Source organism: Mesorhizobium xinjiangense (assembly GCF_009749525.1).
Taxonomy (GTDB): Bacteria; Pseudomonadota; Alphaproteobacteria; order Rhizobiales; family Rhizobiaceae; genus Mangrovimarina; species Mangrovimarina xinjiangensis.
In genome coordinates this window covers 14,999-38,983 of record NZ_WOAC01000007.1, presented here as the reverse complement: position 1 = coordinate 38,983, position 23,985 = coordinate 14,999, and the positions used below count along the sequence as shown (strand labels likewise).

Here is a 23,985-nt window from a genome sequence, read left to right as displayed (position 1 = left end):
AATTTCCCTGAACCAAAGCATAATTGCTTTTCGTTTGATTGAACTTCAAACGATCCCCATAGTCAAGGCGTTCCGCTCGCGATGGCATGGCATTGCTGACATGATTGCGAAACAGAAATGCCATCAAACCGCTGCTGAACGGAAAAAACGCTGCCACAGTCCGGCAGCATATTGGGAGATGACGATCAGTCGTCGCTCGGGCATTGGAAGGAGAAAGCAATGTCTATCCTCAGCACCATCAGCCATCTGGCCGTTGCCGTTCGCGAACGTCGCAGCCGCGCCCGCACCGAGCGCATCATCGGCACCCTGCCCGCCGACATCCGCAAGGATATCGGTTGGCCGGACACCTGGGACCGGCGTGCGCGGGAAATTGTGCGCAATCCGGAATGGTACGGCAGATAGACCGTGCCGCATCTCACCAGCATCCGCAGCGGCTGATCCGTCCTCTTTCCCTACCCGAATCAGTCGCTGCGGTTCGCCAGCGCAGCACCGCAAAGCAGGAGCAAGGACAATGCGGCTGTTTGAATCTCTCAGGAACTTCGCCATCGAGTTCGACGCCATCATGGATCACGCACGCACCGGGCGTCCCGATCCGCGTTATCGGGACAATGGTGCGCCGGCGGCGCCATTCCCGCAAACCGCGGCCGGGTCGGCGATGCGGCGCCGTTGAACCGCATGCGCAACTGGGATCGCTTGGGCGCAATGAGACCGATGCCATGCGCCAGACACGCCATCGAGGAATGTCGCATTTCCCATGCTCCGCTTCGCATTTTCCGGCGCGGTGCACATGCGGACATTCTATCTCTGACGGCGAAACGAGGCGCCTCGGTCGAAATGCGTGAAGGCGGACCCGTGTAACCGGCCATTTTCATGGAGCAGCGCAATGAGACTTTTTGCACGTTTTCTCGCAATCCGCCCCAGCACCAACCTGACCACCGCCCTGGAGCGTCAGCGCCTCAGCAGGACGATGCCGGGCCAGACCGGCGCCTTGGCCGCGTCGCGTCTCGGTTATGTCGTGAGCTGATCCGGGGGCGCACGGATCACCCTTGGAACCCGCAAACCCGGCAGCGCCCGCTGCCGGGTTTTTTCGTCTGCCGGGCCCGGCGTAAGCAACCATCGGCATACTATCAGCCAATGCACCGCAACGGGCACAAATTTTCTTTGCCGAAACATATGTATAGCATTGACATAGCAGGGTCTTGAGGACCAGATTTGATCATTGGCGGCAGGATTCTGGGAGCCTGTCCGCGGTCCTTTCGCGCGAGGGCATCGTGAACGCTAAATCATCTCTCAAGAGGTCGATCGTCTTCTACCTCGTTCCTGATTTCACGATGGTCGCATTCGCGACAGCGCTGGAACCGCTGCGTTCGGCCAATCGCATGCTGGGCTATGAGGCCTATAGTTGGCGGCTGGCCAGCCTGGACGGAACTCCTGTCCGCGCCTCCAATGGCGTCGAGTGCGGGGTCGAAACATCTCTGGAGATCGAGCGCCGCAAGCTCGCAGGGCCGGAACGCCCGACTATGGTCGTTGTGTGCGGCGGCATCGATGTCGAAAAATACACGAACAAGACCGTCTTTGCGTGGCTGCGCGAGGAATATAATCGTGGCGTGGCGATCGGCGGCCTGTGTACGGGCGCCTATCTGCTGGCCGCCGCCGGTCTCCTGTCGAACAAGCGCTGCGCGATCCACTGGGAGAATCTGCCGGGCTTTGCCGAAAAGTTTCCCAAGGTCGATGTTTATGCCGACCTGTTCGAGATCGACCAGAACATATACACCTGCGCCGGCGGCACCGCGGCGCTCGACATGGTGCTCAAGCTCATTGGTGACGATTTCGACGACAATCTGGTGAACCGCATCTGCGAGCAGATGCTGACGGACCGCGTGCGCAGTCCGACCGACCGCCAGCGCCTGCCACTGCGGGCCCGGCTTGGCGTGCAGAATTCGAAGGTGCTTTCCATCATCGAGCTGATGGAGGCCAATCTTGCCGAACCCCTCTCGCTGATCGAGATCGCCGACAGGGTCGGCCTGTCGCGTCGCCAGATCGAGCGGCTGTTCCGCCAGGAGATGGGTCGCTCACCGGCCCGCTACTATCTGGAAATCAGGCTCGACCGGGCCCGCCACCTGCTTGTCCAATCGTCCCTGCCGGTGGTCGACGTGGCAGTGGCTTGCGGCTTCGTCTCCGCGTCGCATTTTTCCAAGTGCTATCGCGAGCTTTATGCCCGCTCACCACAGCAGGAACGCAACGACCGCAAGCAGTTGCTGGTGGCCTGAGCCGTCGGGACCCGGCGCAGAGCGCGCACATCGCGACGCAAGCCTGTCAGTTGTCATCCCAAAGGAGCGAGCGGTTGCGCCACATGCGCTCGCCGATCAGGCAATCGTAGCCCTCGACATGCGCCGCGGCTAGATGGACCGGCCGCCGTTCCTGAGCTTCGGGCGCAGGCGCAGGAATGGGTCCTGCCAGCTCCAACACAAGCTTGCGCCGAACGGCATCCGGAAAATGCGACCATTCATTGACCGGAACCATGAAGGCACCCTGACCTCCGATGACGCAAGCGCTATAGTAGATGTCGAGGTCCTCGACGTCGAAAGCCGTCGTCAGCCCGTCATTCGTCATCAGGGGCAAACCGTTGACCGTTATGCCCTTGGCGACAACATCGTCACGCGTCAGATGCACCGGCGGGCCCTGATTGTTCGGCCCGTCGCCCGACACATCGATGACGCGCTTCAGGCCGCGGTAGCCGTTGTCATCGAACAGCGTGGCGGAGAACCGGAGGGCGCCGGATATTGACGTGCGCCGAGCCCGGCTCGGCGGAATGGCCGTCAGCCTCGAGGCGAAAGCCCTGGCTTCATCGGACGAGGCAATGCGCGTCCAGGGCACGACGACGCGTTGCGTGGCGTTGCCGGCCCATTCGACATAGGTCACCGCGATCTTGCCGTGCACCCCATCGAGGATCGCCTGAATGACCCGATCGTTCTCTAGCGCTGCGGCGTAGCCGTGACGCTGGATCTCAAGCTCGTCGAAGGACATGGAGAGCGACACGTCGACGGCAAGCACGAGCTCGACGTCGACGACCTCATCGACCTCAAGTTCCTCGCCGGTCTGAGCAAAGAGTGTCGCCGGACACGTGGCAGCCAACGTGCCGAGCATCAATGCTGCAATCAGACCAGTTCTCGACCACATGTGCCGATGATAGGCGATAACGGCCTGTTGCAAAGCGCAAGGTCGGTCCAAACCTTCACAATTGCGAGATCGGCCGAAACATCTGCGCCACTGGTTGTTCGCCGCCCTGCCGCTTATCCGGCTCGCAAGGCGTGGTTGTCGGGATCGAAAGGGCTTTCCGGAATCACGCGCGCCTTGTGCAGCTTGCCGAGTATCCTGATCTCAAGCTCCGTGTCGGCACCAGTATGTTCGGGCCGCACCATGGCGAGCGCCAGGCTTTTGCCCACCCGCCAGCCATAGCCGCCATGCGTGGCACGCCCCACCAGCGCGCCGTCGCGATAGATCGCCTCGTTGCCACGCGCGTCGGCATCGGTGATGCCCTCCACCTCCAGCGTGACATAGGTCCATTTCGGCCCGGCCTCGCGCAGGCGCAGCAAGGCGTCGCGGCCGAGGAAATCGCCCTTTTCGGGCCGCACGAAACGGTCGAGCCCGCTTTCCCAGGCCGAGTATTCGATCGACAGTTCGCGCGGGATCAGCCGATAGCTCTTCTCGATCGCCATCGCCGTCATGGCGCGGATGCCGAAGGGCTTGATGCCATACTCCGCCCCCGCCTGCATGATCTGGTCGAAGATTGCGTTCTGCTGCTCGATCGGATGGTGCAGTTCCCAACCGAGTTCGCCGACGAAATTCACCCGCAGGGCATGCGCCGTGGCCGCGCCGATGGAAATGCGCTGTCCCGACAGCCACGGAAAATCCGCATTGGCGAGACTGGTGCGTGTCAGTTTCTGCAGGATGTCGCGGCTCTTCGGCCCGGCCAGCACGAGCACGCCCCATTGGGTGGTGACCGGGAACATGCGCACGCTGCCGTCCGCCGGCATCAGCTTCGCCAGGACATCGTGGTCGTGCGCCTCGAAGCCGCCGGCCGAGACGAGATAGAAGCCGGTCGGCTGCCGGTAGACGGTGAACTCACTGCGCACCCCGCCATCCTTGGTCAGCAGATGACAAAGCGCGATGCGGCCAACCTTTTTGGGGATGCGGTTGGCGAAGATGGAATCGAGCCATGCCTCCGCGCCCGGGCCTGCGACCCAGCATTTGGCAAAGGCCGACATGTCGAGCAGCCCCGCCCGTTCATGAACGTTCCTCACCTCGTTGCCGACATGCTCAAAATAGTTCGAGCGGCGGAACGACCACTTTTCCACGATGCGTCCATCGTCGAGCGGCGCTGCATGATTGTGGCCGGTGATGACATCGGCGCCGACGCCGAGTTCGTCGGCGGGGATCTCGTAGCCTTCGGGCGCGAACCAGTTGGGCCGCTCCCACCCATAGACGGAGCCGAAGACCGCGCCGAGCCGCTTCATGCGGTCGTAGCATGGCGTCGTCCTCAGCGGCCGCGCCGCGGCGCGCTCCTCGTCCGGATAATGCATGGTGAAGACGTTGGCGTAGGCTTCCTCGTTCTTCTCGATGAGATAGCCTTCGCTTGCATATGATCCGAAGCGGCGCGGGTCGACGCCCATCATGTCGATGGTCGGCTCGCCCTCGACGATCCATTCGGCCAGTTGCCAACCAGCGCCGCCGGCAGCCGTCACACCGAAGGAATGGCCCTCGTTGAGCCAGAAATTCTTCAGTCCCGGCGCCGGCCCGACGATCGGCGAGCCGTCCGGCGTATAGGCGATGGCGCCGTTATAGACCTTCTTGATGCCGGCTTCGCCGAATGCCGGCACGCGCGCGATCGCGGTTTCGATGTGCGGCATCAACCGTTCCAGATCTTCCTGGAAAAGCTCGTATTCACTGTCGTCGGAAGGCCCGTCGACATAGCAGCACGGCGCGCCCTTTTCGTAGGGGCCAAGCAGCAGGCCGCCATTCTCCTCGCGCATGTACCAGGACGAATCGGCTTCGCGCAGCACGCCCATCTCCGGCAGGCCCTGCTTCTTGCGTTCCACGATGGCAGGGTGCGGTTCGGTGACGATATACTGGTGCTCGACCGGGATCACGGGCACGTCGAGCCCCACCATACGGCCCGTCCGGCGTGCGAAATTGCCGGTTGCCGAAACGACGTGCTCGGTCTCGATCTCCCCCTTGTCGGTCCTGATCAGCCAGCGTCCGTCAGGCAGCGCCTCGATGGCCGACACAGTGGTGTTGCGATGGATCACGGCGCCGCGGTCGCGCGCGCCCTTGGCCAGGGCCTGCGTCAGGTCGGCGGGCTGGATATAGCCGTCGTCCGGGTGCTGGATGGCGCCCAGAAGGCCGTCGGTTTCGCAAAGCGGCCAGATCTCCTTGACCTGCTGCGGACTGAGAATATTGACCCGGACGCCGATCGTCTCGGCAATGCCAGCATAATACAGGAACTCGTCCCAGCGATCTTTCGTGCGCGCCAGGCGGATGTTGGAGCATTGGGTGAAACCGACATTCATGCCGGTCTCCTCCTGCAGCTCCTGATAGAACTTGACGGAATATTTGTGGATCTGGCCGACCGAATAGCTGACGTTGAACAGCGGCAAGAGCCCGGCGGCATGCCAGGTGGAGCCTGATGTCAGCTCCTTGCGCTCCAGGAGAACAACGTCCGACCAACCCTTTCTCGCCAGATGATAAAGCGTCGAGACGCCGACGACGCCGCCCCCGATGACGACCGCGCGCGCTTGGCTCTTCATGGCCGCGAAACTCCCCGAAAATCCGGCTGCGACCGGTCTTGCCCGTCGCCTTCCAGTGCCTCACTCCCGCGGACAATAGGCCTGCGACCGGGGCTGCATTCGGCCTGATTGCGACATCGCCAAAATCGCGCGCGACGCCTTGGCCGACGGTGCCGCCGTCCTGCGGTGAGCAGCGGCTCACCGTGGAAGCAGATCTGTGGCGCAGACATTGATTGTGGGTGGCAGCGCCGAGAAGCGATCGGTCGGATATGCGGGCGTCAGCCCATCGTCACGCAGGCCGTGACGTCAGCGAATCCGGGCTTTGCCGTTGGAAATCTCGATCGTCTCCTTGCCCGTCAGCGCCTCGCGGTCACCATTTGGCATGGTGACGAAGCAGCCCGAAGGACAGAACTCGACGGTTTCGCCGGCCGCGATGGGCAGCTCGGTGCGCGATCCCCCCTCGCTCACGATCAGCGTGCGCGGTTCGGAGTCGTTGTTGATGGCACGGGCGGCGAATGCCGCCCCATTCAGGGCAAGCAGTGAAACCAGCACCAAGACGATCCTGTTCATACCTCGTTTCCCGGTGTCGCCACCGCCCCCAATTGCTGCACGGCCAAGAACGGCCCATTCACTCCCGTCCGCGCCTCGAATTCGGACGGACTTCAAATCGATCGCATCAGTCTATAGGCAATCCGACCTGAACGCCACGTGAACGGCCAGGCCGGGATCAGGCCGTGCCATCAGGATCCGGCCGGCGTCGTCGCTTCGTCCCGATCTCCGTTTCTACTGCATCGATCGGCTGCAACGCCGATTTGGTCGTATCGGAGCGGATATGAATATCCTGCTGCGGGAACGGGATTTCTATGCCTTCCCGCGCGAATGCATCGACGATCGCGAAACGGATGTCGGTTTGTACGGAAAGGCCGTTGAGCACGTCGGAAAGATAGAATCGCAGCTCGAAGTCGAGCGACGATGCGCCGAAATCGGCGAAAAACACGAAGGGTTCGGGGTTCTTCAGGACAAGCGGATGGTTTTGCGCCAGTTCCATGAGAATATCGTGCACCTTGCGCACGTCGCTTCCATAGGCCACGCCAATCTTGATCTCGATGCGCCCGAGCTTGTTGCGATGGGTCCAGTTGCCGACCGCCGCATTGATCAGTTCCGAATTGGGCAGGATGACCGTCTGGCGCTGGAACGTCTCGATCTCCGTCGCACGCACATTGATCCGCTTGACGGTCCCGGTGACGGCGCCGGCTTCGATCCAGTCGCCGGCCTGGAACGGCCGCTCGGCGAGAAGGATCAGGCCCGACACGAAGTTGGAGACAATGTTCTGCAACCCGAAACCGACGCCCAGCGAAAGCGCGCCGGCCACCAGTGCCAGGCTCGACAGGTCGATTCCGGCGGCGGAAATGCCGACGATCGCCGCCAGGGCTATGCCCGCATATCCGACCGCCGTCTTGATCGAATTGCGCACGCCGGGATCGACCTTGCCGCGCGCCATGACCGAACCGTCTAGCCAGCCCTGGAACCCGCGAGTCAGGAAATAGCCGACGACGAAGACGAAGATGCCCGTCAGGATGCCGATCAGCGAAAAGGTCATCGAGCCGATCGTGATGCCGCTGAAAAAGCGATAGGCCCAACCGGATATGTCGGCCCACTGGAAGCCCCATTGCAGGATGATGAGCGGCAGGCCGATGACGCCGATCAGGATGTAGATGAGGATGCTTGCGACCACGCTGAGCTGGTCGAGGGTCGTGTCCTCGAGGCGAAATGTACGTTGCAGATAGCGCCCGAGCGACGTGTTGACGAACGTATCTTCCGCCGACAAGGCGCCGGCCGATTGAAATCCGATATACATCGTGGCGATGATGGCGCCGGTAACGACGATCTGCTGCGAGAGGAACCGCGCAAGGCCGAGATAGCCGAGGACGGCGGAGATGATGGTGATGACGCCGAGCCCAAGGAATATGTAGTTGAGCAGGGTGAACCTGGGGCTCTCCTCCCCCTCGCCCGCCTCGACCGTTTGGCGCGGCCGCACCAGTCCGATCAGGATCAGCAGGACGCCCACGATGACCGTCGCCACGAGGCTCTTGACGACGGTGAGAGATAGCGGTGAGCCAAGCACTTCGTTGACGACGTTGAGAAAATAGTCGAGGCCCGTCGTCACGGCGGTGAGGCATGCCAGCCAGTAGAGTTTGGTCGCCGTCGACGTGTCGATCGGCGCAAGTCTCCAGGTCTCCAGCCGAGGCGAAAGGGCCGCCCATGCCAGCCTCGAAACGAAAAAGACGATCAGCGTGACCTGGAAGAAACCGGCAAGCAGTTGCCCCATGTCCTCGCGCAGGATGTTGAAATGCTTGTAGAGCCCATAGGTCAGGCCAAAAAATACCGACAGCGCGAATGTCGGCAGCAAAGTCGACCAGAATGCCACCGAAAGCCGCGACAAGTAGCTCGGGCTTTCTGCGCTGACGTCCCTGCTGATCAGATGACCGAACAGCCGCCTGCCGCCGACGAAGATGACACCGGCCGCCGCCAGGGAGAAAAAGGTTGCCCAAAGCAACGATTGCAGTCTGAAGTTAACAACGAAACGCAGCCATGACGAGCTGCGCCGATATAGGCTCTCCACTTCCTTGGAAAGATCGTCCACCACTTGCGGGCTGACTGCGGCAGAGATGTCATAGCGCCGCCACAGCGTCGCGGCGAACAGATCGCGGCGAAGCTCGTTGATCTGTTCGATCATGCGGTTGACGCGAAGGGACAGGCTTTCCGCCTCGCCGATCAACGCATTGATCTGCGCCTTTTCATTGCTCAACTGGACGCGCTCGTCGCTGATCGCCTCGGGCTCCGGCGGCATGCCGTCGCCCGGTGGCGACCCGAGTTGCTCGAGGCGCGTATTGATTTCCTGAAGCCGCGGCCGGAAGGCGACGGCACTCTCGAGCACCTGGCCTGCCAAGGTCTCCAGTTGGCCGCGGTACTGGACAAGCAGCGCGTCATTGTCGGAATTGAGCTCCACCCTGCGCGCCAGCTCGTTCGCTTCACGAACATAGCTTTCGACGACGGGCTTTTGCTCTTCATAGATTTGCGCCGGGTCGACGCCGATAGCCTGCGCGAAACTCCTGTCGAGCGCGGCCACGAAGCATAATACCACGAACAACAATGTGAAGAATGGCTGCAAGCGCATGTTCGGCATCGGTATCCGCATTCCGGGCGCCATTGGATCGAAAGCAATGCATAAAGTGGCCGATCGCCTGCGGCAAGTCATCGCTTGTCGGCATCGGGCTCTGGCTTCAACGTCGGAGGGCCGATAAGCCATGGCGGATTTCTGGCTTTCGGCACCAACGCCGTTCTATAGTCTCGCATCATCCGGTACGGACGGAGATTCATGGCGGAATATTCGGCACTGTCGCTCCTAAAGCATGCCTGGTCGGGAAACCGGGATTGGCGGCCGGCCTGGCGCAAGCCAGAGCCAAAGCCTTCCTACGACGTGGTGATCGTTGGCGGCGGCGGGCACGGACTCGCCACAGCCCATTATCTGGCCAAGGAGCATGGAATCACCAACGTCGCCGTGCTCGAGAAGGGCTGGCTGGGTTCGGGCAATATCGGCCGCAACACCACCATCGTTCGATCCAACTACCTGCTTGGCGAATCGATCCGCTTCTACGATTTCTCGGTCAAGCTGTGGGAGGACCTGGCACAGGACCTCAACTACAATGTGATGTTTTCGCAGCGCGGCGTGCTGAACCTCGCCCATTCTCCCGGCCAGGCCGACGACTTCATCCGGCGCGGCAACGCCATGCGCCACGACGGCGGAGACGCCGTGTGGCTCAACCGCGACGCGATCGCGCGCAAGGTTCCTGGCCTCGACCTCTCCGGCTCGGCCCGCTTCCCCGTTGTCGGCGGTCTCCTGCAGCCGCGCGCCGGCACCGCGCGCCACGACGCGGTGGCCTGGGGATTTGCCCGCGCCGCCGACCGGCGCGGCGTCGACATCATCGAGAATTGCGAGGTGACCGGTTTTGTCCGCGACGGCGAGCGCATCACCGGTGTGACGACAACGCGCGGCGAGATTGCCGCCAAGAAAGTCGCCGTCGCCGTGGCCGGCTCGACCGGTCGCGTGATGAAGCTGGCCGGCATCGAGCGACTGCCGATCGAAAGCCATGTGCTGCAGGCTTTTGTATCCGAAGCGCTGAAACCCTTCGTCGACACGGTTGTCACCTTTGGCGGCGGCCATCTCTACATGTCGCAGTCCGACAAGGGCGGACTGGTCTTCGGCGGCAACCTCGACGGCTACAATTCCTATGCCCAACGCGGCAACCTGCCGGTGGTGGAAGAGGTGATGAGCGAGATGGTCGCCCTGTTTCCCGGGCTGGCGCGGGTGCGCCTGCTGCGCTCCTGGGGCGGCGTCATGGACATGTCCATGGATGGCTCGCCGATCATCACCACCGGGCCCCTGCCCGGCATGTATCTCAACACCGGCTGGTGCTATGGCGGCTTCAAGGCAACACCTGCATCGGGCTGGTGCTTTGCCTGGACGATCGCCAAGGACGAGCCACACCCCCTCAACGCGCCATTCACACTCGACCGTTTCCAACGCGGCATCCTGACCGACGAGAAGGGTCAGGGCGCAACGCCGCAACTACATTAGAGATTGCCATCAAGCATGTTGATTAACTGCCCCTATTGCGGACCGCGCGATCTTTCCGAATTCACCTATCGAGGCGATGCGAACCGCACACGCCCGGCCGACACCTCCACCGACCAGGCGGCGTGGAACGCCTATGTCTATGAGCGCGTCAACACGGCCGGTGATCACCCAGAATACTGGCAGCATTCCGGCGGATGCCGCAGCCACATCCTCGTGATGCGTTCCACGCTGACCCATGAGATCGCCAGCGTCAGCCTGGCGCGCGGGCAGAAGAAGGCTTCTGCCAGGCGGCAACAGAAGAAACGCCCGGCGCGCCGGCGGCAGGAAGACCGCACGTGAGCGCGCGACGCACAGCAGGCGGCGGCCGCATCGACCGCACGCGATCGGTGCGCTTTCATTTTGACGGCAAGGCCTATACCGGCTTTGCCGGCGACACGCTGGCCTCCGCGCTCCTGGCCTGCGGCCTCACGCTGCTCGGCCGCTCCTTCAAGTATCATCGTCCGCGCGGTCTCGTTTCGGCCGGCTTTGACGAGCCGAATGCGCTGGTGACAATCCTGCGCGGCGATGTGCGCGAAGCCAACATTCCCGCCACCATGATCGAGATCCATGACGGGCTGGTCGCCGAGAGCCAGAACCGCTTTCCTTCGCTCGACTATGATCTCGGCGCCATCAACCAGCTTGCCGGCCCGCTGTTTTCGGCAGGCTTCTACTACAAGACGTTCATGGGCCCCGCCATCGGGCCGCTCAAGGGCACGCGGTTGTGGATGCTATGCGAACCCTTCATCCGCCGTGCCGCGGGCCTCGGCCGCGCCGGCTACGCGACCGACAGGGTGCGCTATGAGCGCATGAACGCCTTTTGCGACGTGCTCGTCGTCGGCGCCGGACCGGCCGGCCTGATGGCGGCAAAGACGGCCGCGGCAAAGGGCGCCCGCGTGATCCTCGCCGAGACCGATCCCGTCCTCGGCGGCTCGGCGAACTGGTCGAACGAGACGATCGACGGTGAGGATGCGTCGCAATGGGCAGCGCGCACCGCCGAAGCATTGGCGGAGACGGACAATGTGCGGCTGCTGCCGCGCACGACGGTCTGGGGCTATTATGACGGCAACACACTTGCCGCGCTCGAGCGCGTTGCCGACCACAAGCGCGTCCCGGAAAACGGCGAGCCGCGGCATCGCCACTGGACCATCCGCGCGCGCCACGTCGTGCTGGCGACCGGCGCGCTCGAGCGGCCCATCGTCTTTCCCGGCAACGACCGTCCCGGCGTCATGCTGGCAAGCGCGGCCGCCCGCTACGCCGGGGAATTCGGCGTATTGCCGGGGGCGCGCGTCGCCATCTTCACCAACAATGACAGCGCCTACGCGGCGGCCCGAGCGCTGCAGCGGCAGGGCGCGGCGATCTCCGCCATAATCGACACGCGCCCGAACGTTTCGGAGACGGCCGCGGGGCTTGCAAACGAGGCCGACGCCGAAGTTCTTACCGCCCACGCCGTCGTCGCGACCAAAGGCGGGCGCAGTCTTTCCGGGCTTCTGGCCCGCACCTTCGATTACCAGACCGGCCGGTTCGGCGAGGCGGTGCGCGAGATTCAGGCCGATTGCCTGGTCGTTTCCGGCGGCTGGTCGCCGGTCATCCACCTGGCCAGCCAGGCCGGCACCGCGCCCATCTGGGACGACGCGCTGCAAGCCTTTCTTCCGCCTGAACCGACGCAGAAATGGACCGGAGCCGGCGCCTTTCTGGGTCATTTCTCGACTGCCGAAGCGCTCGCCGACGGGCATGCAGCCGGCCAGGCCGCGGCCGGCGGGGCCAAGGCCCGCAAACCGGCTCTTCCGAAGGTCGAATCCCTACCGGTCGACCCGACGCCGGCGCCCGTCTACGAGGTCGCTTCGCCCGACGGAAAGGGCGGCAAGGCCTTTGTCGATTTCCAGAACGACGTGACGGCCGATGACGTTCGTCTGGCCCACCGCGAGGGCTTTCTGTCCGTCGAGCATCTGAAGCGCTATACGACGCTCGGCATGGCGACAGACCAGGGCAAGACATCCAATATTCCAGGCCTCGCCATCATGGCCGAGGCGCGCGGCATTTCCATTCCCGAGGCAGGCACCACGCGCTTTCGCCCGCCCTTCACGCCCGTATCGCTCGGCGCGCTTGCCGCCGAACGTTACGGTGAACTCAAGCCCGACCGGCTGTCGCCGATGCATGACTGGCATGTCGAGAACGGCGCGACCATGTATTCTGCCGGCCTGTGGTATCGCCCGCAGATCTACGGCAAGGCCGGCGAAACCGTGGAGCAGGCCTATGTGCGCGAGGCGGCAGCGGTGCGCCGATCGGTCGGCATCGTCGACGTCTCCACGCTCGGCAAGATCGCGGTTCAGGGGCCGGACGCGGCCGCATTCCTCGACCGGGTATACACCAACATGTTCTCCACCCTGCCGGTCGGCAAGGCGCGTTACGGCCTGATGCTGCGCGAGGACGGGCTGGCGCTCGATGACGGTACGACATGGCGGCTCGGCGAAAACGACTTCCTGATGACGACCACGACGGCCAATGCCGGCAATGTCATGCAGCATCTGGAATATTTCCTCGATATCGTCTGGCCGGATCTGAAGGTGACGCTCACCTCCGTCACCGACGAATGGGCGGGCGCGGCCGTGGCCGGACCGAAGTCGCGCGACGTGCTTGCCGCCTGTGTCAGCGGTACCGCGCTCGACAATGAGACCTTGCCCTTCATGGGCATCGTTCATGGCGAGATCGCCGGCGTTGCGGTGATGATCTGCCGCCTCTCCTTCTCCGGCGAGCGCGCCTACGAGGTCTATTGCCGTGCCGGTTTCGGCCGGCATGTCTGGGAGACATTGATCGAAGCCGGCAAACCATTCGACATCGTCCCCTATGGCCTCGAGGCGCTCGGCGCGCTGCGCATCGAAAAGGGCCATGTCACCGGCGCCGAGATCGATGGCCGGACGACGGCGCGCGATCTCTATCTCGACTGGATGCTGTCGAAGAAGAAGCCCTTTATCGGCTCCATGATGATGGACCGCGAAGGTCTCGTCAGCGAGGAGCGCGCGCGCCTGGTCGGTCTTGTCTCGCTCGACAACCAGCCGCTCGGCGGCGGCGCGCATATCGTCGAACACAACGACCCGCACGCCATTCGCGATTCGATCGGTCATGTCACGGCAGTGTGCTATTCGCCCGCCCTCGGCAAGTATATCGCGCTGGCCCTCGTCAGGCGGGGCAAGGCGCGCCACGGCAGCCGCGCCTATATTTCCGATCCCCTGCGCAGGCGTTTCGGACCGGTCGAGATCGTCAGCCACCACTTTTTCGATCCCGAAGGGAGCCGCATGCATGGTTGAACCCCTCTCGCCGCTGGAAACGGATTGGAAGCCGGGACATTACGGACATGTGGCGAACGGCGCGGGTGTGACCCTGTCGCAGACGCAGCCGGGCTCGATCGTCCAGGCGGCCGCATTTGCCGGCGAAGAAAAGACATTGATTGCAGCGCTCAAGGACGCCACCGGGCTCGCCCTGCCGGACGGTGCCGGCGCAGGCGTTATCAACGGCGCCAGGGCCGCCTTCGGGATCGCGCCGGGCCGCTTTCTCCTCGTCGATCAGGCCGAAGGGCTGGCGGATACGCTCTCATCCGCCGTCCAGGCCGACACCGGCACGCTCACCGATCTCTCGCATGGGCGCACGGCGATCCGAGTCGCCGGAACGAGCGCGCAATGGGTGCTGGCAAAACTCTTCGCCATCGACTTCGCGCTCACCGCCTTTCCCGTCGCAAACGGTTGCTCGACCGCGCATCACGACATCTTTGCCCACATCCAGCGCACGGGCGAGACGCAATTCGACCTCTACGTCTTCCGCTCTTTCGCCCGTAGCTTCTGGAAATCCCTTTGCCATGCCTCAGAGGATGTGGGTTATCAGGTGAAATAGGCCCGTCGATCGTCGATCCCGGGCGGGCCGTACGCGGCCTCAGATATTCGCACCGCCGTCAATCGTGAACTCCGCGCCCGTGACACCGCGAGCGTCCGGGCCGGCAAGCCAGGCAACGAGTCCGGCCACCTCCGAGGCCTCGCCGAAGTGCGGGATGGCCATCAGCGCCCGCTGTTCCTCGGCGCCCGGACCGTCGGCCGGATTCATCTCCGTATCAGTGGACCCCGGATGCACGATGTTGGCGGTGATCCCTTTCGGCCCGACTTCACGCGCCAACGCCTTGGTCATGCCGGTGAGCGCGGCCTTGCTCATCGAATAGAGGCTGAGCCCCGCATCGGGCATGCGCACGGCGAGATTGCTGCCGATGGAGACGATCCGCCCGCCTTCGCCCATATGGGCCAGCGCCGCGCGCGAGGCGGCGAAGGCCGCCCTGACATTGACGTTCACGGTCTCGTCGAAATCGGTGAGCGTCAGCGTATCGACGGGGCCGACAAGGAAGATTCCGGCATTGTTGACCAGAATGTCGAGCCGCCCGAAGGCACTGACCGTCTCCGTCACCGCCTCTTCGACCGCGGCCACGTCGCGATTGTCCGCGGCTATGGCCAATGAGCGCCGACCCATCGCCTCGATCGCCTGCGCAACGTCATTGGCGCGCGCGGGCGAACTGGCATAGGTGAACGCCACATCGGCCGCCTCTTCGGCGAGTCTCTTGGCGATGGCCGCACCCATGCCACGGCTTCCGCCAAGGATCAGTGCCACTTTTCCAGCCAGTCGGGACATGTCGGAATCTCTTTTCTGTATTGATCGGTATACAATACCTGCCAAGCTTGCCGAACACCGTCAAGCGATTTATGTATTGTTTGACACAATAAAGGTGTGTGATGTCCGCAAGAGGCAGGCCGAGAGGGTTCGATCGTGAGGAGGCGCTCAAGCGCGCCATGAGCGTGTTCTGGGCAAAGGGTTATGACGGTGCGTCCCTGACCGACCTTACGTCGGCCATGGGCATCAACTCACCGAGCCTCTATGCCGCATTTTGCTCCAAGGAAGCGCTTTTTCGCGAAGCCGTGGAGCTCTACAAGCGGACCCAGGGCACTGAGATTTGGACCAGTCTGGACGATGCCCCGACCGCGCGCCAGGCGATCGAGCACTTCCTGCGCAAAACCGCCATTTCCTACACAACGCCAGGCATGCCGCCCGGCTGCCTCATTGTGCTCGGCGCGTTGCCCGAAAGCGGCACCAACGCCGCCGCTTGCGCCGAGTTGCGGGAAGAACGCGCGGACAATGTCGAGCAGTTGCGGCGCCGACTGGAACGGGCGCAAGCCGAAGGCGAACTGCCGGCGGGCGCCGATTGCAGGGCAATTGCGGCTTTTTATGCGACGCTGCAGCAGGGCATGTCGATCCAGGCACGCGACGGTGCCGACAGGGACAGGCTGATGGCCATCGCAGAGGCCGGCATCGCGGCCTGGGACGGCCTTGCCGGCTCTCCTTCGGATTGAGTGTCCCTACCGCGGGATACCGGCGCCCTCACCCGCCGCTGATCGCCGTCAGGACGAAGACCTCCATGCCAGGCCGCAGCCGCGTTGCCAGCGTGGCGCGCTCGCCGTCGACGAAGATGTTCATATGCTTGCGGATGGCCGGACGCGTGTCGCAAATGCGGCCGCGCATGCCGGGCCAGCGCCGGTCGAGTTCGTCGACCATCTCGTCCACCGTGGCGGCCTGCAATTCGACCTGGCGGGCCGATCCGGGAAACAGGTCGACCAGTACGCCCGGCAGCCTGACGACGAGCGTCGGAGAATCCTTTCTGTCTTGGGCGGCAGCCATGAAACCTCGTCAAGAATCGTGTTCGACGACCATTGTCTCGACCGACGAAATGGTCGGCAGGTGCCGGGCGATCTCGGTCCAGCTATCGCCCTCGTCGGCGCTGGCGAAGACCGAGCCGCTGCCGGTGCCGAAATAGACGCCCGCCGGTTCCATCACATCGGTCGTCATGGCCTGGCGCAGAACGCCGAAATAGGCATCCTCTTGCGGCAGCCCCTCGCGCAGGTCCTGCCAGCTCGCACCACCGTCGCGCGTGCGCCACACCGCCGCCTTGCCGTCGGGCATGAAACGGCCGGCCGAATCGCCGTTGAGGGGAAGCAGAAACAGCGTCTCGGGATCGCGCGGATGGGCCGCCGCCGGAAAGCCGAAACTCGACGGCAGTCCGTTCTCGATGCTTTCCCATGTGCGTCCGCCATCGTCACTGCGATACATGCCGCAATGGTTCTGCTGGTAGAGCCGCCCATTCGACCCCGCCGCCATGACGAGGCAGTGCACGCACTGGCCGAATTCGGGGTATTTCTGATCGTCCGGAAAGAAGTCGGCCCGCGTGCCACGGTTGCGCGGTTCCCAGTGCGTCCCGCCGTCGTCGCTGGCAAAGACGCCGGCTGCAGAAATGCCGACCCAGATGCGGTTCGCATCATCGGGATGCGGCACCAGCGAATGCAGGATCAGGCCGGCTCCGCCGGGGTTCCATTCAGGCCGCGAAGGATGGTCGCGCAACCCCGCAAGGTGGCGCCACGTGCGTCCGCCGTCGCGGCTGTGGAAAAGGCCTGCCGGCTGCACCCCGGCATAGAGGCCGCCATGGCCCGATGCGAGGCTCCACACGGTACTGACCGGCTCCTCGCCCTGACCGTAAGCCAGACCCTCGCTCGAATGCGTCCAGCTTTCTCCCAGATCCTCCGATCGCCAGACCGCGGGGCCGAACCATTCATTGCCGCCGGCTGCGTGGATTGCCCCGGTCGCGGCATCGCCGATCGCATGATGGATCGGCCAGGTGCTGCAATAGGGACCGCGCAGAGCCCAGGACCTGCGGCCTTCATCGCCCTCGGCGATAAAGAGCCCCTTTTTCGTACCGATAAGCAGAAGGATGCGCTTTCCCATGCCGGATTCCCTCCCTCACGAATGGCCTGCACAGCGACAACCGTTCGCCGCACTTGCATCAAGTGAATAAGTTGATATCAACACGATATGGACATGTCAAAACCTTTGCCACCCGATCATGACACCACGCTGCATGTGCGTGACCACTGCCTGTGCCTGCATACGCAGCGCGCCGCGCGTCGCCTCGCCCGCATGTTCGACGATGCGTTGAGACCCGTCGGCATCACCAATGGCCAGTTTTCCCTGATGATGAGCCTGAACCGCCCGCAACCGGCACGGATGAAGGAGATCGCTGACTTTCTGGCCATGGACCGGACCACACTGACCGCGAACCTCAAGGCGCTCGAGCGGCGCGCGCTGGTCGCAATCGCCGTCGACCCAGACGACAGGCGCGGCCGGCTGCTCACGCTCACCGATGACGGTCTGGCGACACTTACCGAGGCCATGCCGATATGGCGCGAGACCCATGGCGCCCTGGAAGCCGGGCTTGACGATTGCGATATGCTGCGCCGGCAATTGCAGCTATTGTCCTGATCGCAGTGGGGAGAACGAATGGCCGAACCCGATCAGGCGGAACTGAAAACGACGCTCGGCGCGTTGCTCGAAGCCGAACTGGCAGAATTGGACGCACAATCACGCGACACGGAAGACCATCGCGCTCCTGTCGAGCTCGACCAGCAAAGTGTCGGACGCGTGTCGCGGATCGACGCATTGCAGGTCCAGGCCATGGCGCAGGCTGTCGAGCAACGCCGCAAGTCGCGCATCGCGCGTATCCGCGCCGCCCTCCGGCGCATGGGCGAAGGCGAATTCGGCTACTGCGCCGAATGCGGCGAATTCATCGGCATCCGCAGGCTGGAGACGGATCCGACGGCACTGACATGCGTTGCGTGCGCGTCCGGACGCAGCAGCTGAAGCTGCCCCTCTACTCCACGAAGGTGACGAACTCTTCGAGTTCGGCACGCTCGGTGCGCAGGCTGTTTTCCGGCTTCGTCTCGTCCTCGTAGCCGAGTGCCATGCCGCACACCACGATCTCCTCGTCGGGAATGCCCAGCACCGGCCTGATCTGGCGGTGATAGGGTGCGAAGGCGGCCTGCGGGCAGGTGTGCAGCCCCCTGCCCCGCGCGGCGATCATGATCGACTGCAGGAACATGCCGTAATCGATCCACGAACCCTTGTTGAGACGCCGGTCGATGGTGAAGATCATGCCCACCGGCGCGTCGAAAAAGACAAAATTGCGGTCGTGCTGAGCACGCATCCGGTCGACGTCGCGCCGCCCGATGCCGAGCGCGCCGTAAAGGTCAAAGCCGACGGCGCGCCGGCGCGCCAGATAGGGCTCGAAGAACTGGTCGGGATAATATTTGTACTCGTCCCATTCGGCCTTCTCGGCCCGAATGCCCGAATTGAGGATCGCATCGGCGATCGCGCGCTTCCTGGCGCCCTTGGTCACATAGACTTTCCAGGGCTGCATATTGGTTCCCGAAGGCGCGCGCGAGGCGACCTTCAATATGTCTCGGATCGTCGCGTCATCGACGGGATCGGGCAGGAAAGCGCGCACCGAACGGCGCGAGACGATCGCCTCGTCGACGAACTCAGCTTCGTCAACCGGTTCGGTTTTCTTGTCCGGAGCAAGCATGAGCCGTCCTTTCGGTGCCTAGTGGTTCGATTCGGACATCTGCATCCCGCCATGTCAAGCAATCAAGCAAATGTCCGAAGCAGAGGGCCCGCTAGTAACAAATTGATTCTACTGGAGTTTTTAACTTGACATTTGAGATGGCGGCCGACGCAGACCGAGCACTCGAATGTCAAATTCGCTCCATTCGCCTGTCCTTCGCACATCGCACCCAATTGGTCCAATACCGGCCCATGTGCCAGCACAGACTTGTGCACAAGCCGAAAGCCTAACCGTCACTTATGACTGTCTTCTTGCCGGCTTCGTTAACCGCTCCCCGGCCTCTTGTGAACCCATGATCCGACCATGGCCTGCGCGCAGCGTCGGAACATCCTTGAAGCGTGTCATGCGTTGACTCCACGGCCCGAAGCGCGCAATGCGGCGTCAGGAGAGTTGCGGCACCCGGGTGGACAATCCGGCCATGCCGCGCATGCTGCGGCTCGGGGGCACCTGCAGGCGATCACCCCGCATGACTGCGGCCAATGTTTTGGACGCCGGCCCGCTGATCAAGCCGCGCCCGGGTCACGAAATGCCGACTGTGTGAGAGTATCGACCATGCCCAAACCCTCATCCCGAATCACAGGCATCAGCCCCTCCGGCAAGGACGGCTGGGAGGTGCATTTTTCCGCCATGACCCGCAAGCAGGCGGGAGAGGACATCATGATGCTGTCGGTCGGCGACCACGACTTCGACACGCCCGTCGAAACGGTGGAGGCCTGCGTGACGGCCGTGCGCGCCGGCTATCATCACTATACCCAGCTTCCCGGCGTGCCGAGATTGCGCAAGGCGATGGCGAGCGTCTCGACGCAATGCACCGGCGTCGCCACGGCTGCCGACGAGATACTGGCCACGCCCGGCGGGCAACTCGCGCTTTACGCCGCCGTTCAAGGCGTGCTCGATCCGGGCGACCACGCGATTGTCGTCGCGCCCTATTATGCGACCTATCCCGGGACGTTCCGTGCCGCTGGCGCCGACTTCAGCGTCGTCGAAGCTAGGGCCGATAACGGTTTTCAGCCGGCCGCCGACGATATCGCCGCGGCGCTGCGCCCCAACACCAAAGCGATCCTCATCAACACGCCGAACAATCCGACCGGCGCAATCTATACGCGCGACACCCTCGAAGCGATCGCCGAGATCTGCCGGACTGGGGACCTGTGGCTTCTGTCGGACGAGGTCTACTGGACCATTACCGGCGAGGCCGAGCATCTCTCGCCGCGCGCCTTGCCGGGCATGGCGGAGCGCACCCTGGTGATCAATTCCATGTCGAAGAGCCACGGCATGACCGGCTGGCGCATCGGCTGGCTCACCGGCCCGGCCGATTTCATCACGCAGCTCATCAACCTCAACCTCGTGACCACCTACGGCTTGACCGATTTCGTCAGCCGGGCCGCGACACAAGCGCTTGAAAAGGCTTACGGGGTCGCTGAGATCGCGGCGCGCTACGATGCCCGCCGCTCGGCCTTCATGAAGGCGATCGAGGGCATGAACGGGGTGCGCGTACGCGGCTCGAAGGGCGGCATGTACGCCATGCTCGATATTGCCGCCATCGATCCCGATTGCGAGCGCTTTGCCTGGGGCCTGCTGGAAAGCGAGAAGGTCGCGGTCATGCCCGGCCTTTCCTTCGGCGAGGCGGCGCGCGGCCATATCCGCATCAGCCTGTGCCAGAGCGACGAGGTGCTGGCCGAAGCGGCGGCCAGGCTGCGCCGCTACGTGGCCTCCTATGGTGACGCGAGACGGACGGCCTGACGGAGCATCGCTGACAGGGGTCTACAGGAGCGGATCGTCGACGATTTCGATCAGCGCCGGCCCGTCCTTCGCCGCGGCACGTGCGACAGCCGCGGCCAGACCGCCGAGACGGTCGATACGTTCGGCCTGCAGGCCGTAGGCTCGCGCGATTGCCACGAAATCGGGCGCGGACGGCGTGACTCCGACCGGAGCGATCTGCACGGCGCGCATCGCCGCCTCGATCTCCTGATAGCCGCGATTGTTCCAGACGACGAAGATCACCTTCGCCCGCTCGTCGAGCGCCGAGCCAAGCTCGGCCAGCGTGAACTGCAGCCCGCCATCCCCGGTCAGGCAGACGGTCGGAGCCTCCGGCCGGCCGATTGCCGCGCCGATGGCGGCGGCGGGACCGTAACCGAGCGCCCCGTAGCCGGTCGCCGCGTTGAACCAGCCCCCGGCCCGGTCGTGATCGTAGAACAGATTGGCCGCGTAAACGGCCTGCGTGGAGTCACCCACAATCATCGCACCGGGCAGAGCATCGCGCACCGCCTCGATCGCACCGACATGTGCCCGGTAGCGCGCGCCGATCTCCTCCCAGGCGGCCGCCCGGCAAGCACCCGCCCGCTCCTGCCCTATCCGCTCGTCGCGCCGCGGCGCCTTCAGCAAGGCCGTCAGAAGCGCCTCGCTGGCCAGATCGCTCGGCGCTGCAATGGCAACGTCAGCCGGTTGCCGGGCAAGCTGTGCCGGGTCGATATCGATGCGCACCAGTTTGCGCAGATTTGGAAAGCCGCCATCGCCATTCATGTCGTAGTCCGTGGGACCGAACTCCGTGCCGATGGCGAGCACGACGTCGCTGTCTGCCACAAGCGCGCGAACCGCATCGAGACTCGGACTGGCCGGCACGAGGAGCCGATGGCCATGCATGAGACCGCGGGCATTCGTCGTCGCCACCACCGGCGCGTCGAGACGTTCGGCCAGCGCTTGAACCGCCCGCGCCGCGCCGCGTGCCCCGCCGCCGACGAGGATCGCCGGACGTTGAGCCACTGCAAGCAAACCGGCGGCGGATTCGATATCTGCCGGGTCGGGCAATGGTCCGCCGGGCGGCGCGGCAACGTCGAAATTTCCTTCGAACGCAAGCCCCATGACATCAGTCGGGATCTCGATATGGACCGGCCCAGGCCGCTCGCTTGCAAACAGGACAAAGGCCCGCTCGAGTGCCTGGGCGAGCTCAGTGGGCTCCTCAACGCGCATCGATAGTCGGCAAAAGCTCGCCATCATGGCGCGCTGGTCGGGCAATTCGTGCAGGAAACCCAGACCCTTGCCGAGGGTGTCGCGCGCATTGACGCCCGAGACGACCAGCATGGGAATGGAGTCGGCGCGCGCCTGCGCCATCGCGGTGATCGCGTTGGTCAGACCGGGTCCGGTGATGACGAAGGCGACGCCCGGCTTGCCCGTGGCCCGTGCATAGCCGTCGGCCATGAAGCCCGCCGCCTGCTCGTGGCGCGGCGTGACATGGCGGATTTCCGAGGTCGCCAGACCCCGATAGAGCTCGATCGTATGCACCCCGGGGATGCCGAAGACCGCCTTCACGCCATAGGCTTGCAAGAAGCGCACCAGCGCCTCGCCGACCGTCGTCATTGGATGGCTTCTCCTTCGCTTTGCAGTTCAACGCCGAGCAGCGCCTCGACGGCCTCAAGCCCCGTATGCGCCAATTCACCGGCGCCAAACATCTCGCCGGCCATGCAGCCCTCGATCCACAGACCGTCAATGACGGCATTGATCGCGATCGCGTGACGGCGAAGCTCGGATTGCGTCGCCGTCCGTCCGTCCGCCGCCAGCACCTCGGCGACCAGCGCCTCGACCTCGTCGCGGAAGCCGAGATAGCCTTCGCGGTGGGTCGCCGCCAGGTCGGGATCGGCGTGCACGCGCCCGATGAAGCCGGCCCACAGGGAAAAGATGCGCACATCGATGATGGGCGCGGCGAGATTGGCCGCGACAAAGGCGGCGAGCCGGCGATGCGGGCTCGAATCCTCCATCACCAGGGCGGCCTTCGCCTGCTCCGTCATGCGCTTGACGATCGTCGCATAGGCCGCCTGAAGGAGGTCCTCCTTGCCCGGGAAGTAATGGCGGATGAGACCGGCCGTCACGCCGGCGCGCAGCGCGATCGCGCGCACAGTCGCGCCTTCGAGGCCGTGCTCGGCCACACAGTCGAGCGTCGCCTCGATCAGGTCCTGACGCCGCCTTTCCTCGCCCTCGCGGCGGAATTTCCGGCGCCCGCCTTCCGTCATTGCCGCAGGATCGGCCGCGTCAGGCAGGTCGGGCCGCCCTCGCAGGCGATGCACAATGCGTCCGCCTCGAAAGTGGCGACGGTGCAGCCGGCCGCTTCCATCGCTGCCTTCGTCTTGGGAAACCCGCCCACCGCGATCACCTCCCGAGGCTTCGTCGGCAGCACGTTGAGGCTCAGGCCGTTGCTTGCCGAAAACTCCGCCGCATCGCCCTCGACCAGCGTGATGCCGCGCGCTGTCAGCTCCTGCCAGAACGGGGCCGGCAAAAGCGGCGAGTAGACCAGTGCAAGATCGTCGGCGAGCGGGCTGATGACCGACATCAGATGCAGGCACGCCTCCTCGCCCTGCCACAATGGCAGGTCGTAGCCATAGACGGTAACGCCGATCCGACCCAGGATGTTGGCCAGCTGCTGGATGCCTTCCTGATTGGTTCGCACGCCACGCCCGACGGCCAGCGTCTTTGCGTCGAGCCAGACGCAGTCGCCGCCCTCGACCTGACCGGGCGCCGCAATGCGCCCGAGCACCGGAATGCCGAGCCGTTCATAGGCCGCCGCGTGCAAGTCCGTCTCCGGCATTCTCAGCGCCTTGCCCATCGACAGGATCACCGCGCCCTCATCGGTCATCAGCGACGGATCATGCGTGAAGACGGAATCGGCAAGCCCGTCGCCATTGTCCTCGATCCACTCGATCTCGGCGCCGGACGCGGTGACAAGACGGGCAAGCGCGTCATGCTGCTCGCCTGCCCGCACCGCATCGAAGCCCGGTCCGTAATGCCACGATTGTCGGTCCGCGCCCTGCATCGCGTTGTGTGCCGAACGCATGAGGACACGCCGCATGGGCGCCGCCATAGACTGGGAACCATATGATTTCACAGGAAAATCTTTCCGAAATAGGTGGGTTGAACCTCGTCGGGAGTATTTATACACTTGCATAACAAGGTCGCAAGTGTGCTAATAGGGCCAAGAACAAATCAGCCACGGCTCCACATCCGGTCGGTGCCTGGCACACAGAAACAGGGGACCGAGCACCATCGTTATGACA

23 protein-coding genes are annotated in these 23,985 nt (G+C 63.9%); 12 read left to right on the top strand and 11 right to left on the bottom strand.

Translation table 11 applies throughout. From position 1 onward, the window contains the following. Nucleotides 1-219 precede the first annotated feature (219 nt). The 4 genes from GM909_RS09475 (at nucleotide 220) to GM909_RS09465 (ending at nucleotide 2,270) form a co-directional block, all read left to right on the top strand. On the top strand, nucleotides 220-402 hold the full coding sequence (locus GM909_RS09475) for a hypothetical protein (RefSeq protein ID WP_157016140.1): 183 nt from the start codon (nucleotides 220-222) through the stop codon (nucleotides 400-402). Between the two features lie 109 nt (nucleotides 403-511). Then, nucleotides 512-670: a hypothetical protein gene (locus GM909_RS09470; protein WP_157016139.1), complete on the top strand. Its 159-nt coding sequence runs from the start codon at nucleotides 512-514 to the stop codon at nucleotides 668-670. A gap of 213 nt (nucleotides 671-883) precedes the next feature. Then, complete coding sequence (locus tag GM909_RS25730) at nucleotides 884-1,024, top strand: hypothetical protein (protein ID WP_198174188.1); 141 nt, start codon at nucleotides 884-886, stop codon at nucleotides 1,022-1,024. Between the two features lie 307 nt (nucleotides 1,025-1,331). Beyond that, entirely contained in the window at nucleotides 1,332-2,270 is a 939-nt protein-coding gene (locus GM909_RS09465; protein WP_407941274.1) for a GlxA family transcriptional regulator, read from the top strand. Between the two features lie 46 nt (nucleotides 2,271-2,316). Here GM909_RS09465 and GM909_RS09460 read toward each other — a convergent pair whose 3' ends face one another. The 4 genes from GM909_RS09460 to GM909_RS09445 form a co-directional block, all read right to left on the bottom strand. Beyond that, entirely contained in the window at nucleotides 2,317-3,180 is an 864-nt protein-coding gene (locus GM909_RS09460; protein WP_235911787.1) for a DUF1194 domain-containing protein, read from the bottom strand. 113 nt (nucleotides 3,181-3,293) lie between these two features. Continuing rightward, nucleotides 3,294-5,807, bottom strand: a complete 2,514-nt coding sequence (locus GM909_RS09455) for a GcvT family protein (RefSeq protein WP_157016137.1) — start codon at nucleotides 5,805-5,807, stop codon at nucleotides 3,294-3,296. 285 nt (nucleotides 5,808-6,092) lie between these two features. Beyond that, nucleotides 6,093-6,356, bottom strand: coding sequence for a hypothetical protein (locus tag GM909_RS09450; RefSeq protein WP_157016136.1), 264 nt, complete (start codon nucleotides 6,354-6,356; stop codon nucleotides 6,093-6,095). A gap of 157 nt (nucleotides 6,357-6,513) precedes the next feature. Next, entirely contained in the window at nucleotides 6,514-8,973 is a 2,460-nt protein-coding gene (locus GM909_RS09445) for a mechanosensitive ion channel family protein (protein WP_235911785.1), read from the bottom strand. Nucleotides 8,974-9,165: 192 nt separating this feature from the next. Here GM909_RS09445 and GM909_RS09440 point away from each other — a divergent pair, with 192 nt between their 5' ends. From GM909_RS09440 to soxG, 4 genes are read left to right on the top strand one after another with little or no spacing between them, the layout of a single operon-like run. Continuing rightward, a complete protein-coding gene (locus GM909_RS09440) occupies nucleotides 9,166-10,425 on the top strand; it encodes a sarcosine oxidase subunit beta family protein (RefSeq protein ID WP_157016135.1) in 1,260 nt (419 codons plus the stop codon). 15 nt (nucleotides 10,426-10,440) lie between these two features. Next, a complete protein-coding gene (locus GM909_RS09435; RefSeq protein ID WP_157016134.1) occupies nucleotides 10,441-10,764 on the top strand; it encodes a sarcosine oxidase subunit delta in 324 nt (107 codons plus the stop codon). Next, nucleotides 10,761-13,769 carry a sarcosine oxidase subunit alpha family protein gene (locus GM909_RS09430; RefSeq protein ID WP_157016133.1) on the top strand — a complete coding sequence of 1,003 codons (3,009 nt, stop codon included), beginning with the start codon at nucleotides 10,761-10,763 and terminating at the stop codon, nucleotides 13,767-13,769. The genes GM909_RS09435 and GM909_RS09430 overlap by 4 nt, the downstream gene beginning before the upstream one ends. After that, entirely contained in the window at nucleotides 13,762-14,349 is a 588-nt protein-coding gene (soxG, locus tag GM909_RS09425) for a sarcosine oxidase subunit gamma family protein (protein WP_157016132.1), read from the top strand. The genes GM909_RS09430 and soxG overlap by 8 nt, the downstream gene beginning before the upstream one ends. A 39-nt stretch (nucleotides 14,350-14,388) precedes the next feature. Here the strand turns inward: soxG and GM909_RS09420 are convergent, their stop codons facing one another. Continuing rightward, nucleotides 14,389-15,129, bottom strand: coding sequence for an SDR family NAD(P)-dependent oxidoreductase (locus GM909_RS09420; RefSeq protein WP_157016131.1), 741 nt, complete (start codon nucleotides 15,127-15,129; stop codon nucleotides 14,389-14,391). 101 nt (nucleotides 15,130-15,230) lie between these two features. Here GM909_RS09420 and GM909_RS09415 point away from each other — a divergent pair, with 101 nt between their 5' ends. Next, nucleotides 15,231-15,845 (top strand): TetR/AcrR family transcriptional regulator, encoded by a 615-nt coding sequence (locus GM909_RS09415; protein ID WP_157016130.1) that lies wholly within the window; start codon nucleotides 15,231-15,233, stop codon nucleotides 15,843-15,845. Nucleotides 15,846-15,873: 28 nt separating this feature from the next. Here the strand turns inward: GM909_RS09415 and GM909_RS09410 are convergent, their stop codons facing one another. Both GM909_RS09410 and GM909_RS09405 read right to left on the bottom strand, forming a co-directional pair. Beyond that, entirely contained in the window at nucleotides 15,874-16,170 is a 297-nt protein-coding gene (locus GM909_RS09410; RefSeq protein ID WP_157016129.1) for a MoaD/ThiS family protein, read from the bottom strand. A gap of 9 nt (nucleotides 16,171-16,179) precedes the next feature. Then, nucleotides 16,180-17,268, bottom strand: a complete 1,089-nt coding sequence (locus GM909_RS09405; RefSeq protein WP_157016128.1) for a WD40/YVTN/BNR-like repeat-containing protein — start codon at nucleotides 17,266-17,268, stop codon at nucleotides 16,180-16,182. Between the two features lie 93 nt (nucleotides 17,269-17,361). Between GM909_RS09405 and GM909_RS09400 the strand changes: the two genes are divergently transcribed. Both GM909_RS09400 and GM909_RS09395 read left to right on the top strand, forming a co-directional pair. Next, nucleotides 17,362-17,802, top strand: a complete 441-nt coding sequence (locus GM909_RS09400) for a MarR family winged helix-turn-helix transcriptional regulator (RefSeq protein WP_157016127.1) — start codon at nucleotides 17,362-17,364, stop codon at nucleotides 17,800-17,802. An 18-nt stretch (nucleotides 17,803-17,820) separates the two neighbouring features. Beyond that, nucleotides 17,821-18,180, top strand: a complete 360-nt coding sequence (locus GM909_RS09395) for a TraR/DksA family transcriptional regulator (RefSeq protein ID WP_157016126.1) — start codon at nucleotides 17,821-17,823, stop codon at nucleotides 18,178-18,180. Nucleotides 18,181-18,190: 10 nt separating this feature from the next. On the opposite strand, the gene GM909_RS09390 is transcribed toward GM909_RS09395, so the two are convergent. Then, nucleotides 18,191-18,901: a nitroreductase gene (locus tag GM909_RS09390; protein ID WP_157016125.1), complete on the bottom strand. Its 711-nt coding sequence runs from the start codon at nucleotides 18,899-18,901 to the stop codon at nucleotides 18,191-18,193. Between the two features lie 591 nt (nucleotides 18,902-19,492). Here GM909_RS09390 and GM909_RS09385 point away from each other — a divergent pair. Continuing rightward, nucleotides 19,493-20,683: a pyridoxal phosphate-dependent aminotransferase gene (locus tag GM909_RS09385; protein ID WP_157016124.1), complete on the top strand. Its 1,191-nt coding sequence runs from the start codon at nucleotides 19,493-19,495 to the stop codon at nucleotides 20,681-20,683. Nucleotides 20,684-20,704: 21 nt separating this feature from the next. On the opposite strand, the gene GM909_RS09380 is transcribed toward GM909_RS09385, so the two are convergent. Genes GM909_RS09380 through GM909_RS09370 form a run of 3 tightly spaced genes read right to left on the bottom strand, consistent with a single transcriptional unit; the run spans nucleotide 20,705 to nucleotide 23,792 of the window. Continuing rightward, nucleotides 20,705-22,297, bottom strand: a complete 1,593-nt coding sequence (locus tag GM909_RS09380; RefSeq protein ID WP_157016123.1) for a 5-guanidino-2-oxopentanoate decarboxylase — start codon at nucleotides 22,295-22,297, stop codon at nucleotides 20,705-20,707. Next, a complete protein-coding gene (locus GM909_RS09375) occupies nucleotides 22,294-22,947 on the bottom strand; it encodes a TetR/AcrR family transcriptional regulator (protein WP_198174187.1) in 654 nt (217 codons plus the stop codon). Before GM909_RS09375 ends, GM909_RS09380 begins: the two co-directional genes overlap by 4 nt. Continuing rightward, entirely contained in the window at nucleotides 22,944-23,792 is an 849-nt protein-coding gene (locus GM909_RS09370) for a dimethylarginine dimethylaminohydrolase family protein (RefSeq protein ID WP_198174186.1), read from the bottom strand. Before GM909_RS09370 ends, GM909_RS09375 begins: the two co-directional genes overlap by 4 nt. Nucleotides 23,793-23,985 lie beyond the last annotated feature (193 nt).

Excerpts from the sequence above, each read along its gene's own strand:
- GM909_RS09370 (WP_198174186.1), bottom strand. The coding sequence starts at position 23,792 with ATGGCGGCGCCCATGCGGCGTGTCCTCATGCGTTCGGCACACAACGCG.
- GM909_RS09380 (WP_157016123.1), bottom strand. The coding sequence starts at position 22,297 with ATGACGACGGTCGGCGAGGCGCTGGTGCGCTTCTTGCAAGCCTATGGC.
- GM909_RS09455 (WP_157016137.1), bottom strand. The coding sequence starts at position 5,807 with ATGAAGAGCCAAGCGCGCGCGGTCGTCATCGGGGGCGGCGTCGTCGGC.
- GM909_RS09400 (WP_157016127.1), top strand. The coding sequence starts at position 17,362 with ATGTCAAAACCTTTGCCACCCGATCATGACACCACGCTGCATGTGCGT.
- GM909_RS09435 (WP_157016134.1), top strand. The coding sequence starts at position 10,441 with ATGTTGATTAACTGCCCCTATTGCGGACCGCGCGATCTTTCCGAATTC.
- GM909_RS09405 (WP_157016128.1), bottom strand. The coding sequence starts at position 17,268 with ATGGGAAAGCGCATCCTTCTGCTTATCGGTACGAAAAAGGGGCTCTTT.
- GM909_RS09390 (WP_157016125.1), bottom strand. The coding sequence starts at position 18,901 with ATGCTTGCTCCGGACAAGAAAACCGAACCGGTTGACGAAGCTGAGTTC.
- GM909_RS09475 (WP_157016140.1), top strand. The coding sequence starts at position 220 with ATGTCTATCCTCAGCACCATCAGCCATCTGGCCGTTGCCGTTCGCGAA.
- GM909_RS09445 (WP_235911785.1), bottom strand. The coding sequence starts at position 8,973 with ATGCCGAACATGCGCTTGCAGCCATTCTTCACATTGTTGTTCGTGGTA.
- GM909_RS09385 (WP_157016124.1), top strand. The coding sequence starts at position 19,493 with ATGCCCAAACCCTCATCCCGAATCACAGGCATCAGCCCCTCCGGCAAG.
- GM909_RS09375 (WP_198174187.1), bottom strand. The coding sequence starts at position 22,947 with ATGACGGAAGGCGGGCGCCGGAAATTCCGCCGCGAGGGCGAGGAAAGG.
- GM909_RS09440 (WP_157016135.1), top strand. The coding sequence starts at position 9,166 with ATGGCGGAATATTCGGCACTGTCGCTCCTAAAGCATGCCTGGTCGGGA.
- GM909_RS09450 (WP_157016136.1), bottom strand. The coding sequence starts at position 6,356 with ATGAACAGGATCGTCTTGGTGCTGGTTTCACTGCTTGCCCTGAATGGG.
- GM909_RS09420 (WP_157016131.1), bottom strand. The coding sequence starts at position 15,129 with ATGTCCCGACTGGCTGGAAAAGTGGCACTGATCCTTGGCGGAAGCCGT.
- GM909_RS09395 (WP_157016126.1), top strand. The coding sequence starts at position 17,821 with ATGGCCGAACCCGATCAGGCGGAACTGAAAACGACGCTCGGCGCGTTG.
- GM909_RS09410 (WP_157016129.1), bottom strand. The coding sequence starts at position 16,170 with ATGGCTGCCGCCCAAGACAGAAAGGATTCTCCGACGCTCGTCGTCAGG.
- GM909_RS09470 (WP_157016139.1), top strand. The coding sequence starts at position 512 with ATGCGGCTGTTTGAATCTCTCAGGAACTTCGCCATCGAGTTCGACGCC.
- GM909_RS09465 (WP_407941274.1), top strand. The coding sequence starts at position 1,332 with ATGGTCGCATTCGCGACAGCGCTGGAACCGCTGCGTTCGGCCAATCGC.
- GM909_RS09415 (WP_157016130.1), top strand. The coding sequence starts at position 15,231 with ATGTCCGCAAGAGGCAGGCCGAGAGGGTTCGATCGTGAGGAGGCGCTC.
- soxG (WP_157016132.1), top strand. The coding sequence starts at position 13,762 with ATGGTTGAACCCCTCTCGCCGCTGGAAACGGATTGGAAGCCGGGACAT.
- GM909_RS25730 (WP_198174188.1), top strand. The coding sequence starts at position 884 with ATGAGACTTTTTGCACGTTTTCTCGCAATCCGCCCCAGCACCAACCTG.
- GM909_RS09460 (WP_235911787.1), bottom strand. The coding sequence starts at position 3,180 with ATGTGGTCGAGAACTGGTCTGATTGCAGCATTGATGCTCGGCACGTTG.